The sequence below is a fragment of the Pseudanabaena sp. lw0831 genome (assembly GCF_016584665.1).
GTDB lineage: Bacteria > Cyanobacteriota > Cyanobacteriia > Pseudanabaenales > Pseudanabaenaceae > Pseudanabaena.
Genome location: NZ_BBJB01000114.1, coordinates 50,233 through 62,284 on the forward strand (window position 1 = coordinate 50,233; position 12,052 = coordinate 62,284).

Sequence of the window (12,052 nt, forward strand, 5' to 3'; positions counted from 1 at the left end):
AGGTTTTGGTTCTAGTTTTTTAATTATGCAGAGGTACTTGGTCAGAATATTCAAATACTTGAAACTTTTGACATTGATTAAAACTAACCTACCCACATCAAACTTGCAAGAAGCAATATAAGATATTTGGCTGAAGCAATCAGATATGAAGCAAAGCGTCACATCTGATTGCTTCACAATCAAACCCAAAACAGTTGCGGCTGGCTTTCCCCGCCGCAACTGTTTTGGGTTTGATTTGCCTAATTTATGCGCTCTTAAAAAAACGAATAATTTCTCGAACTTGTTCTAAAAATTGGCTGTCTGCACTCAATTGCGCGATCGCTTGTCGAGATTCACGCGCTAAGCGATCGTGATCGCGATCATTGGTAGCTCGTAAATCTTCAACATTTGCACCTAGTCGGGATAGATCTTTGCGCGTCTCATCGGCAAACTGCTCATATTTTGTCACCCACGAATAAGGATTTTCAGTACTTAGTTGCTCGTTAATTTGTCGAACTGACTCTTCCAAATTAATAAAGCGTTGCCGTAACTCCATTACGTCTTCGCGAGGATAATCAATTTGTTGTGAGATTAACCTTAATCGTTGAGCTATATATTCATAGGCACTAATTGCAGGACGTAATATGGTCAACATCAGCGCCGCGATCGCACCCACATAACCGATCGTGCCAACGCCGCTCGATGCTAAAACATATAGGGCGATCGCCGAAATTACATGTAATGCGATCGCTAATCCTAGGGATTTTTGGGCAAGCGATCGCACATAGGGTAATTGGTTCTCATCGACAGCGATGCCTTTATCCTTAGAAATTTCCGCTTGATTGAGTACAGCCTTGGACTGAAAGTAAACGTTCCAAGGCACAGTGACGATAATGATCAGCCACACAAAAATGCTGGCTCCAATTACCCAATCAATAAAATTGCCAAAGGGTAAATCCAACCATTGCGTTAGTCCAAATCCTGCCAAAAAGATCAGTAGCAAAGCTCCAAGCCAACCAATAAAATTGCCCATTGGGGTTACCTGAATATATAGCTGCATCAAGTCAAAATAAGATAGGCGGCGCTTAGCGCCGCCTATCTTATTTTGGGTTTATAGAAATTGGAGCATCCTAATTAGGGAATTTTTGTGGGAACTGAGCAGTTTCCACACTTAACGCTACCGTCTGTCCATTGCGTTTAACTTCCATATTGATCTTGTCACCAACAGCCCGATCTTCCACTAGTTGCGTGACTTGATCGGCAGTCAAGATTTCTTTGTCGTTAAACTTGGTGATGACATCACCGCGCTTAGCACCTGCCTTTGCCGCAGGGGAATCATCCACAACTCTGGTAATTAGTACACCTTTATCTTCAGAGATTTTAATGCCAAACTCAGTGTCTTGATTGACTTGTTTCTTGACATTTGCATCAACTGTCACCATCTGAATGCCAAGATAGGCACGGCTGACTTTTCCATTCGCAATTATCTGTTTAGCAATGCGCTGAGCCGTCTCGATCGGAATTGCAAACCCTAAACCCTGTGCGCCTTGAATGATTGCAGTGTTTACACCAATGACTTCACCATTTTGATTAAGCAAGGGGCCACCTGAGTTACCAGGATTAATCGCGGCATCAGTTTGAATGAAACTAACCCGCTTATCGACTCCAATTTGACCACTATTACGCCCGATCGCACTGATGATTCCTGCGGTAACGGTATTGTCTAAGCCAAGAGGATTACCGATCGCGATCGCCCAGTCACCTGGTTGTAAATTTTGAGAGCTGCCGATGCTTACGGTAGGCAAATTATCAGGCTTAACTTGTACAACAGCAATATCTGTAAGTTCATCGCTACCCAAGACCTTGCCTTCGATTTGGCGACCATCTTTGAGAATCACAGTCACTTTGTCTGCGCCACTAACGACGTGGGCATTAGTGATAATATCGCCTTCTTTGTTGATGATAAAGCCTGAACCAGTGCCGCGTTCAACCCGTTCTTTGGGCATACGACGTAATTGATCGCCAAAAAATTGGCGAAACATGGGATCGTCTAAAAATTCTTGAGGAATTTGTTGATTACCCGCCGCGACAGTACGCGAGGCATTGATTCTCACAACGGCTGGACCTGTGCGGTTAACTGCCTCCACAACGTAATTACGAGGGACTGAGATCGATTTAACTCTGTCGCTATCCTGTGCGATCGCTGGTGAGATCGATGCAACTTGAGTCACAGGTGTAATTAATGTTGTATTTGGCGATCGTACTCCAGACACAACTGCCCAAGCTCCCAAGATGACACCTAACAACAACATCGAAGCATAAATCAAAGGTTGCTTGTAACGAGATTTTTTATTTGAGTCTCTCATAGCTATTTCCGCGACCAATAATACTTAACATTCTACAAAAAATTTTTTATCGTGTTGATCTTTGACGCTAGACGGAAAACCGTCACTTAACATTTAGCCACAGTTTTAAAGAATAATGCATCACCCATGAGAACTTATTTACTCCCTTACCAACGTGATGTGCAACTATTTTTGAGCCATTGCCATGAGGTTGTTTGAGATACAGAAAATTCAAACTCCTTATTAGTGCATTACGATGAATCAAGGCTTTCAGACTCTTAGTTGCACATCGCGTTTCCAGTGAATAATTAGTGTTGCGTGGCTTCGCAACACTAATTATTCACTGGTAAGGCGGAGCTTTGCGTCGCATTTATTTGTATTTGGGTTTTATGTCCTAAGCAAAACTTGCATTGCTATATTTGGTTATAGCTTGACAACAAAACAGACAAGAGAGGTGGGCTTAGCCCACCTCTCTTGTCTGTTTTGTTAATTAATCTTGACGTAAAAACTTTTTGCCAAACTAAACTTAACTGCATCTTTAACATCCCTTAACCTTTGGTTGACGGATGCAGTTTAGTATCGATCTTGTCTAGTTTAAATGCCTAGTAAACCGTAACAGATATAATCGCAGTAAGATTTCTATGATGTCTAAAAAGAGTATCAATCGCAGTGTAGTCAAGTTTGTAGCTGGTGTTACACTTGCCACAGCGCTAGCATCCTGTAGCGGTAGCACCACCCCCACACCTGGTGCAACTAGCCCAGCAGCGACACCAACAACGGCGATGAAAGATCCCGTTAAGGAACCAGAAAAAGCACCTTCTAACTTGTCTGGTAACATCACCATTGATGGTTCTAGTACCGTTGCCCCAATCAGCAAAGCTATTGCTGAAGACTTTGCAAAATCAAACCCTGGTGTAAAAGTTCCTGTAGGTACAAGTGGTACTGGCGGTGGATTTAAGAAATTCTGTTCTGGTGATATTGATATTGCTAATGCCTCTCGTCCTATCAAAAAGGCAGAAGCTGAAGATTGCAAGAAGAACAACGTAGAGTTTGTTGAACTACCTGTTGCTGTTGATGGTCTGACTGTAGTTGTTAACAAAGAAAACACTTGGGCAAAGTGCCTTACTGTTGCTGAACTCAACACCATGTGGAGTCCTGATTCAGAAGGCAAAATCACAACTTGGGATCAAGTTCGCCCTGATTTCCCCAAAGAAACAATTGCCCTCTTTGGTGCAGGTGCTGACTCTGGTACATTTGACTACTTTACCGAAGCCGTCAATAAAAAATCTAAGGTGATCCGTAAGGATTATCAACCCAGTGAAGACGACAACATCACTGTTAAGGGTGTTCAAGGTGGCAAGGGTGCAATGGGCTTCTTCGGAGTTTCTTACTATGAAGAAAATGCTAAGAAGTTGACTGCTATCGAAGTTGATGGTGGAAAGGGTTGCGTTGCGCCTACTGCTGAGAATATTAACTCTGGCAAATATTCTCCCTTGTCTCGTCCTCTGTTTATCTATGTGAGCAAGAAAGCTCTAGCACGTCCTGAAGTCAAGGCTTTTGCTGATTACTACTTTAAAGATCTTAAAGTCGTCAAAGAAGTTGGTTATGTTCCGCTGCCTAGCGACGCTGTGCCTAAGATCCTTGAGCGTTTGAGTGCTGGTAAGACAGGCTCAACCTTCATGGATGCCCCTGCTGGCGTTTCCGTAGCTGAATTGCTTGCAAAAGACTTGAAATAATTTCAAGTTAGTTTTGAGCTAAGCCCTCCTATCATCTATGGGGGGCTTTGACTTTTGATGTACTTGATGAGAAAACTTTATGACAAGTCCCGTAACTCCCGAAGATCTTGACCTTTATCAACGCCGCGATCGCAATATCCGTGAAAGTGCGATCGGTTACGCGTTGCTTTTTTGTGCTTTCGTTTCTGTACTGACTACAGTTGCGATCGTTTATGTCCTTGCCTCAGAAACAGTTAGCTTTTTCGGCAAGGCAAGCATTGGCGAATTTCTATTTGGTAAGACTTTAGAAAATGGTAGCTACAGCTGTAGCTGGACACCACAGTTTGCTGAAAAGGGCTTTTGTGTTTGGCCAACAGTTAACGGCACAATCATGGTGGCGCTAATTGCTATGTTGGTAGCAACTCCTCTAGGACTAGCAACTGCTGTTTATCTGTCAGAATACGCATCACCAAAATTAAGTAAATTTTTACGTCCAGTTATTGAGTTATTAGCTGGCGTACCTACTGTTGTGTATGGATACTTTGCACTAACGGTTGTTACCCCAATTTTAAGCAAGCTTATTCCTGGACTTCAAGGATTTAATGCTCTAAGCGCAGGATTGATCATGGGCGTGATGGTTATCCCAACGATCGCATCAATCAGTACTGATGCGATGATCGCTGTACCAAGCTCCCTGAGAGAAGCTGCCTATGGGCTTGGCTCAACCAAAAAAGAAGTTGCCACTGGTATTGTTTTTCCAGCGGCTTTATCTGGTATTTGTGCTGCCATAATTTTGGGCATATCCCGCGCTGTGGGTGAGACGATGATTGTCGCGATCGCTGCTGGTCAAAGACCTGTTTTGACTCTCGATCCAAGAGAAACAGTTGGCACAATGACAGCCTATATTGCTCAAGTTGCCAAGGGTGATTCACGAGTTGGCAGTGTAGAGTACCAAGCCCTCTTTGCGGTTGGGATGACGCTATTTCTGATCACTCTTCTTCTTAACATTATCAGTAAGCAAATTAGCAAACGTTTCCAAGAAACCTATGAGTAACGGAATCGATATATTAGAAAATATTGACGGACAACCTAGCGAATCAAAATTTGAGCCAAAGCTCGAATCTAGACAGTTTTGGGGCAAAATATTTTCCGCATTTTGTATTTTTGCAACATCTCTTGGGCTGATTGTTCTCGCATTCTTGATCTTTCAGGTAGTTAGCGACGGTTCTAGTCGCCTAAACTGGGATTTATTACAGCTGTATCCATCACGCCGTCCCTTAGAGTCTGGATACAAAGCTGCCATTCTTGGATCGATCGCAATGCTAACCTATGTATTGCTTTTGGTGATTCCCCTTGGAGTTTGCTCGGCAATTTATTTGGAAGAATATGCCAAGAAAAACTGGTTATCTGAGTTAATTGAGCTAAATATTTATAACTTGGCTGGTATTCCCTCGATTATTTACGGTTTATTGGGCTTAGGGCTTTTTGTTCGTGGCATTTATGGCGGTCGCGCTGTATTGGTTACAGGAATCCTGACGATTACCTTACTAATTTTGCCGCCAGTTATTGTTATTTCTAGAGAAGCAATCCGTGCCGTTCCGCAATCAGTCCGTCAAGCCTCCTATGGAGTTGGCGCAACCAAGTGGCAAACAATTCGCCATCACGTTTTACCTAGCGCTTTACCAGGGATTTTGACTGCGGTAATTATCTCTACCTCTAGAGGTATAGGAGAGACTGCACCAATCGTTGTTCTCGGAGCTGGGACGGTTTTATTTGACCCCAAAGCTTCGCCTATCAACTTTGGAGCTTTGTTCAGTGGTAACATAGGTGGTGTATTTACCGATACATTATGGTCAAATGATAACTTCTTTTCCGTTCTCCCATACCAAATTTATGAGTGGGTTGGAGATCCGAAGCCAGAATTTCAGACACTAGCTTCCGCAGGCATCGTCGTGCTTTTAGTCTTAGTTTTAGGCATGAACTTAGTTGCTATCTTTTTACGCAGTCGGGCTAAGTAGTTCAAACTATTCGCAGACTAAATTCAACAAATTTGGGGTTTTACAATGAATTTAAGCAGCAATTCTTCAGAGAATCAGGCAATTTTAAAAGTAGAAGACGTTAACGTTTTCTATAGTTCCAATTCACCCGCAGTAGCTGGTGTCAACTTAGAAATCTTTAAAAATCAAATTACCGCATTTATTGGGCCTTCTGGCTGCGGTAAAAGTACGATTTTGAGATGTTTTAATCGTCTCAATGATTTGATTGAGGGTGCAAGAGTTAAAGGATCAATCACCTTTAACGGACATAATCTTTACGATCCTAAAATCGATCCTGTGGCAGTTCGTCGTCACATTGGGATGGTGTTTCAGCGTCCTAATCCATTTCCAAAATCAATTTACGAAAATATCGCATTTGGTCCTAGGATTAATGGATTTAAGGGATCTAAGAATGACATGGATGACTTAGTTGAGAAGTCATTAAGATCGGCAGCAATTTGGGATGAAGTCAAAGATAAACTTAAAGAAAGCGGTTTAGCACTTTCTGGCGGTCAACAACAGCGCCTATGTATTGCTAGAGCGATCGCAGTGGAGCCACAGGTAATCTTGATGGATGAGCCATGCTCTGCACTTGATCCCATTTCAACTCTGCGGATCGAGGAGCTAATGCAAGAACTCAAGCAAAAGTTTACGTTGGTCATCGTTACGCACAACATGCAACAAGCATCAAGATCGGCTGACATGACCGCATTTTTTAATACCGAACTTAGTGATAGCGGTAAGCGCATGGGGAAACTAGTTGAAATTGATCGCACATCAGTTATCTTCAGCAGCCCTAAGCAAGTTGCCACTGAGGAATACATTAGCGGTAGATTTGGCTAAAGCTAAAAATCAAGATTAAAATAAGTAAAGGGAGCGTAAAACGCTCCCTTTACTTATTTTTGTAGCTTCTAAATTTTCATGGTTTTAACAAGTACTGAATCGATCGCTGGGCAATATTGGCTGTGGCGCGAACAAAAAATTTATTTTGTCAAAGCGGGAAATAATACTCAGCTTCCACCGTTGCTATTAATTCATGGGTTTGGTGCATCAACCGATCATTGGCGCAAAAATATTTCTGAACTTAGCCAAGATTTTGAAGTATATGCGATCGACTTGTTAGGCTTTGGGCGATCGCAAAAACCTGCATGGCAATATAGTGGAAGTCTTTGGCGCGATCAGCTCCATGACTTTATTACCGAAAAAATTCAACGTCCTACCGTAATTGCTGGTAACTCCCTTGGTGGTTATTCTTCGTTATGTGTAGCCGCCGATTATCCGCAATCAGTTGCTGGCATTGTCTTACTCAATAGCGCGGGGCCATTTACAGATACCAATCCCCTTGGGGCTAAAAAAGTAAATCCAATCCAAAAAGCGATCGCGCCAACATTGCAGAAAGTTTTGCGTCAACCTTGGGCAAATCAATTATTATTCAACTTTGTCCGCCGAAAATCCCGCATTCGTAACACTTTGAAAAAGGTCTATTTAGATCAATCTGCTATTACCGATCAATTGGTCGAAGATATTTATCGTCCATCCTGTGATGAGGGTGCTGCTCAAGTTTTTGGGTCGGTGTTTAGTACTCCTCAAGGCAAAAAAGTCGATGAGCTTTTGACAGCAATGAGTTGTCCCTTGCTCATGATTTGGGGAGAAGGCGATCCTTGGATGAATTCTCGTGCTAGGGGTGCAAAATTTCGCGAGTTTTATCCATCACTAACAGAGCATTACATTAATGCAGGGCATTGCCCCCATGATGAAAGTCCAGAGGTAGTGAATAGACTAATTCGAGATTGGTATTTGTCTCTATAGCCCAAGAAAATTTTTGAAAGGCTTGCTTTGCAAGCTTTTCAAAAATTTTCTTGGTTTTCGTGAAAGCGTAAGGCGCTGTATATTGAATAAACCAATAGATTAGAAAATATACAATGGCAACTTGGCAATGCATTAGCAACTGTGGCGCTTGCTGTCATCTCGACCCTACCGATCGCCCTGACCTAGCAGATTACCTCACCGACGACGAACTCCAAAAATATTTAAGTATGGTGGGTAACGATGGCTGGTGTATTAACTTCGATCGCATCAATCGTAAATGTACAATCTACGAGCAAAGACCTCGCTTTTGTCGTGTGGAACCTGAGACTTTTTATGACATGTTTGGCATTGAGCCAGAAGAACTAGATGAGTTTGCGATCGCTTGTTGCGAAGAAAATATTGAGTCGATCTATGGAGAGCGATCGCTAGAAATATTACGTTTTGAGCAAGCAGTTAAGTAGCTCACAAACCCAAAAAAGACAAAGTGCCCGCGCGTAGCGGGCACTTTGTCTTTTTTGGGTTTGTGACTCTGATCACGTACATACATACATTAGAGTCACATCTATCCACAGATATAAGTCACATCTATCCATAGATACAAGTCACATCTATATCTTTGATTTCAGAGGAAACTTATTGTTATAGAGATAGTCCTTAAAAAGTGACGACACACCAAGTCAGGCGTGGTTGATCATCACCTGAAAGACAATTACTTCTCTAATTTCATCCTTCTCGAAATCAATATACGTCTAGTACAAAAATAATGAGTAACAAGAGTGTCATCAGAAATTTAGTCAACCGTGCTCTTCTCGTCAAGCGTCTTACTCCTGAACTAGAGAACATGATTAATCATGAGCTTTCTGAGCAAGGCTACATTACCGATCATGACTACGAAGCCCTCGAATTTCTCATGCAAGCCGTCGATCAAGGCAAAGTCAGGCAAGTAAGCTAATAATTGGCTAATGCTCGCCAATTATTTAGACTTGATTTTAATCCTAAGGATGTAGACTAGAATTGCAAAAATTTGAAGTCTTGCTTGTATGGGTTATTTGACCTATTCGCAGCTACATAATAAATATCAATCGCTATCTCGTCGGATAGGTTATTCGTTGATACTTTTTGGGATAACTGCACTGATTGCGACCGCGGTGAATGCTTGCAAGTCTGAGTCTGGGATCATTCCCGTTCTACCGCAGAATCCGAATATTCAAGTATTTTTTAATCAAAATCAAGCCGCTCGATACACCGACCCATACCGTAAAATTGAGCGGCTTGGCGACAACCTTGAAAGAGTAATGATTGATAACGTCAGTAACTCTAAAGTCAGCCTTGATATTGCTGTTCAGGAATTGCGTTTACCCAATATAGCTAAAGCAATTGTCGAAGCAAAATTGCGGGGTGTAAATGTCCGACTAATTCTCGAAAATAACTATAGTCGAGCTTGGAGCGAATTTACCCCTGAGCAAGTTGAGAAACTGAATGCTCGTGATCGAGATCGCTACAAAGAATTTCAAAAGTTTGCCGATATCGATAACGACGGTCGCTTAAGTGAAGATGAATTGGATCGTCGTGATGGTTTACGGCTGATCAAAGTCACCAATGTTCCTTGGATTGACGATACTGCTGATGGCTCTAAAGGCAGCGGACTAATGCATCATAAATTTATGGTGATTGATGATCAGATCGTTTTATTTGGTTCAGCAAATTTGACCATGAGCGATATTCATGGAGACTTTACAAAGCCTGAAACTAGAGGTAATGCTAATAATCTTGTTCGTTTAGACAGCAAAGAACTTGCGGCGAGATTTAAGCAAGAATTTAATCTTATGTGGGGGGATGGACCAAATGGGAAACCTGACAGTTTGTTTGGCACGAAAAAACCTTCCCGTAAAATTGATTATCTCATCGTTGGTGGAGCGCAAATTCGCCTTAAGTTTTCTCCAGATTCTGAAGATACAGCAAGAGAGCAGACGAGTAATGGCCTTATCGCTACAGCGATCGCAGGAACCAAAACAAATGTTGATATGGCTCTCTTTGTCTATTCCGATCAATTCATTTCCACAATCCTTGAAGAGCGTCAACAGGGAAATGTACAGATTCGGGCGTTAGTGGAACCTCAATTTGCCTATCGTGATTACTCGTCTACTCTCGATATGTGGGGACTCCAGTCCACTCAAGATTGCAAAACAGGCAAAAGCAGTGCATGGAAACAACCAATTAAAACAGTTGGTATTCCCAATCTTGTATCTGGGGATACGTTGCATCATAAGTTTGCGATTCTTGATCGAAATCTGATTTTGACAGGTTCACACAACTGGACAAGTGCCGCCAATCATACGAACGATGAAGTTTTAGTTGCCATTCAAAATGAGACTGTAGCAGCACATTATCAAAGGGAATATGATCGCCTTTATCAAGATGTCACTTTGGGACCCACCGCAAAACTAGTACAAGCTACTTCCAAAAGCTGTGCTGAGCGAGTTAAGAGCAAGGCGAACCCCTTGATTGAAAATTCAGAATTTTAATCCAGCAATTCTCATTATAAAAATCGGTTTTTTGAAAGCCCGCCTACGGCGGGCTTTCAAAAAACCGATTTTGGTATTTCCAGCGCCTTTGGCGCTGGAAATACCAAAATCGGTTTCATAATGAGAATTGCTGATTTTAATCATTGCGATCGCATGGTGCTTAAGTTTTGTTAAGCTAGAGTGTCTGAAATTTTGTGCGCCAAAAATTGCGTTAATACAAACATGGTCAATCTGGTTCAAACCGTCAAACCCACGATCGCATTCTCTCATTTGGGTTGTGAAAAGAACCGCGTCGATACGGAACATATGCTGGGATTGCTAGTACAAGCGGGTTATCAAGTCGATAGCAACGAAGAACTTGCCGATTATGTGATCGTCAATACCTGTAGCTTTATCGAAGATGCTCGTCGTGAATCTGTACGAACATTGGTTGAACTTGCCGATATGGGCAAACGCATCGTCATCGCTGGCTGCATGGCGCAACACTTTCAGCAAGAATTGCTTGATGAAATCCCTGAAGCAGTCGCCCTAGTCGGTACTGGCGACTATCAAAAAATTGTCGATGTGATCGAACGTGCCGAAAAAGGCGAACGAGTCAAAGAAGTTACTCAAGTTCCTACCTATATCGCTGATGACACAGTACCGCGCTATCGCACTACCAATGAAGCTGTTGCCTATGTGCGGGTTGCTGAAGGTTGTGATTATCGTTGTGCATTTTGCATCATTCCCCATTTACGCGGCGATCAGCGATCGCGATCGATTGAGTCGATTGTGACTGAATGCGATCGCTTAGCTACCGAAGGTGTAAAAGAAATTATCTTGATTTCGCAAATCACCACCAATTATGGACTAGATATTTACGGTCAGCCCCGCCTTGCCGAACTCTTAACCGCCCTCGGAAAAGTTGATGTCCCTTGGATCAGAATGCATTACGCCTATCCCACAGGCTTGACTCCGAAAGTCATCAATGCAATGAAGTGTACGCCTAACGTGGTTCCTTATCTGGACTTGCCATTGCAGCATTCCCATCCTGATGTGTTAAGAGCGATGAATCGTCCTTGGCAAGGGCGGATCAATGACAAGATCATGGAGCAAATCAAAGCATCGCTCCCTAACGCTATCACCCGCACAACCTTTATTGTCGGCTTCCCTAGTGAAACTGAGGAGCAGTTTGAGCATTTACTAGAATTTGTGAAGCGCCATCAATTTGATCATGTCGGTGTATTTACGTTCTCGGCTGAAGAAGGGACACCTGCCTTTGATTTGCCTAACCAGTTGCCCGAAGAAGTCAAACAAGACCGCCGCGATCGCATCATGGCTGCTCAACAGGAAATTTCTTTCAAGAATAACCAGTTAGAGATCGGTAAAACCGTTGATGTGTTGATCGAGCAAGAAAATCCAGACACAGGTGAACTAATTGGGCGATCGGCAAGATTTGCTCCTGATGTTGATGGTGTCGTCTATGTCCGTGATCCCCTTAGCAAAGCAACTCTCGGCTCCATGTTTTCCGTCAAAATTACCGCCGCCGATCATTACGATCTATTCGGTGAAATAGTCTAAATAAGTACCTATACAATAAAAGCCTAGAATCCTGCGCTGCCCTTGCAACGGGTGGCATAGGCTTCTAGGTTTAATGTGCGAGA

12 protein-coding genes are annotated in these 12,052 nt (G+C 42.6%); 9 read left to right on the top strand and 3 right to left on the bottom strand.

What is annotated here, in order from left to right; genetic code table 11:
• Positions 1-244: 244 nt before the first annotated feature.
• Both APA_RS23400 and APA_RS23405 read right to left on the bottom strand, forming a co-directional pair.
• Positions 245-1,012: a hypothetical protein gene (locus tag APA_RS23400; RefSeq protein ID WP_201324627.1), complete on the bottom strand. Its 768-nt coding sequence runs from the start codon at positions 1,010-1,012 to the stop codon at positions 245-247.
• 97 nt (positions 1,013-1,109) lie between these two features.
• Positions 1,110-2,345: an HhoA/HhoB/HtrA family serine endopeptidase gene (locus APA_RS23405; RefSeq protein WP_201324628.1), complete on the bottom strand. Its 1,236-nt coding sequence runs from the start codon at positions 2,343-2,345 to the stop codon at positions 1,110-1,112.
• 620 nt (positions 2,346-2,965) lie between these two features.
• Here APA_RS23405 and APA_RS23410 point away from each other — a divergent pair.
• From APA_RS23410 to APA_RS23445, 8 genes are all read left to right on the top strand, one after another.
• Positions 2,966-4,060, top strand: a complete 1,095-nt coding sequence (locus tag APA_RS23410; protein ID WP_201324629.1) for a PstS family phosphate ABC transporter substrate-binding protein — start codon at positions 2,966-2,968, stop codon at positions 4,058-4,060.
• A gap of 79 nt (positions 4,061-4,139) precedes the next feature.
• Complete coding sequence (gene pstC / locus APA_RS23415) at positions 4,140-5,093, top strand: phosphate ABC transporter permease subunit PstC (RefSeq protein ID WP_201324630.1); 954 nt, start codon at positions 4,140-4,142, stop codon at positions 5,091-5,093.
• Positions 5,086-6,057 (top strand): phosphate ABC transporter permease PstA, encoded by a 972-nt coding sequence (gene pstA / locus APA_RS23420; RefSeq protein WP_201324631.1) that lies wholly within the window; start codon positions 5,086-5,088, stop codon positions 6,055-6,057. Before pstC ends, pstA begins: the two co-directional genes overlap by 8 nt.
• A gap of 45 nt (positions 6,058-6,102) precedes the next feature.
• On the top strand, positions 6,103-6,918 hold the full coding sequence (pstB, locus tag APA_RS23425) for a phosphate ABC transporter ATP-binding protein PstB (RefSeq protein ID WP_201324632.1): 816 nt from the start codon (positions 6,103-6,105) through the stop codon (positions 6,916-6,918).
• Positions 6,919-6,996: 78 nt separating this feature from the next.
• Positions 6,997-7,884 (top strand): alpha/beta fold hydrolase, encoded by an 888-nt coding sequence (locus tag APA_RS23430; RefSeq protein ID WP_201324633.1) that lies wholly within the window; start codon positions 6,997-6,999, stop codon positions 7,882-7,884.
• Positions 7,885-7,997: 113 nt separating this feature from the next.
• Entirely contained in the window at positions 7,998-8,345 is a 348-nt protein-coding gene (locus APA_RS23435; RefSeq protein WP_201324634.1) for a YkgJ family cysteine cluster protein, read from the top strand.
• Between the two features lie 302 nt (positions 8,346-8,647).
• A complete protein-coding gene (locus APA_RS23440; protein ID WP_201324635.1) occupies positions 8,648-8,836 on the top strand; it encodes a hypothetical protein in 189 nt (62 codons plus the stop codon).
• A gap of 196 nt (positions 8,837-9,032) precedes the next feature.
• Positions 9,033-10,409: a phospholipase D-like domain-containing protein gene (locus APA_RS23445; RefSeq protein ID WP_236580007.1), complete on the top strand. Its 1,377-nt coding sequence runs from the start codon at positions 9,033-9,035 to the stop codon at positions 10,407-10,409.
• Here APA_RS23445 and APA_RS23450 read toward each other — a convergent pair.
• Positions 10,398-10,649 carry a hypothetical protein gene (locus APA_RS23450; RefSeq protein WP_201324637.1) on the bottom strand — a complete coding sequence of 84 codons (252 nt, stop codon included), beginning with the start codon at positions 10,647-10,649 and terminating at the stop codon, positions 10,398-10,400. The genes APA_RS23445 and APA_RS23450 overlap by 12 nt on opposite strands.
• Here APA_RS23450 and rimO point away from each other — a divergent pair.
• Entirely contained in the window at positions 10,632-11,969 is a 1,338-nt protein-coding gene (gene rimO, locus APA_RS23455) for a 30S ribosomal protein S12 methylthiotransferase RimO (RefSeq protein WP_236580009.1), read from the top strand. The genes APA_RS23450 and rimO overlap by 18 nt on opposite strands.
• Positions 11,970-12,052 lie beyond the last annotated feature (83 nt).

Bases quoted from the DNA above. Each gene is read 5' to 3' on its own strand.
- APA_RS23440 (WP_201324635.1), top strand. From the start codon at position 8,648: ATGAGTAACAAGAGTGTCATCAGAAATTTAGTCAACCGTGCTCTTCTC.
- pstB (WP_201324632.1), top strand. From the start codon at position 6,103: ATGAATTTAAGCAGCAATTCTTCAGAGAATCAGGCAATTTTAAAAGTA.
- APA_RS23400 (WP_201324627.1), bottom strand. From the start codon at position 1,012: ATGGGCAATTTTATTGGTTGGCTTGGAGCTTTGCTACTGATCTTTTTG.
- APA_RS23430 (WP_201324633.1), top strand. From the start codon at position 6,997: ATGGTTTTAACAAGTACTGAATCGATCGCTGGGCAATATTGGCTGTGG.
- pstC (WP_201324630.1), top strand. From the start codon at position 4,140: ATGACAAGTCCCGTAACTCCCGAAGATCTTGACCTTTATCAACGCCGC.
- pstA (WP_201324631.1), top strand. From the start codon at position 5,086: ATGAGTAACGGAATCGATATATTAGAAAATATTGACGGACAACCTAGC.
- APA_RS23435 (WP_201324634.1), top strand. From the start codon at position 7,998: ATGGCAACTTGGCAATGCATTAGCAACTGTGGCGCTTGCTGTCATCTC.
- APA_RS23405 (WP_201324628.1), bottom strand. From the start codon at position 2,345: ATGAGAGACTCAAATAAAAAATCTCGTTACAAGCAACCTTTGATTTAT.
- APA_RS23410 (WP_201324629.1), top strand. From the start codon at position 2,966: ATGATGTCTAAAAAGAGTATCAATCGCAGTGTAGTCAAGTTTGTAGCT.
- rimO (WP_236580009.1), top strand. From the start codon at position 10,632: ATGGTCAATCTGGTTCAAACCGTCAAACCCACGATCGCATTCTCTCAT.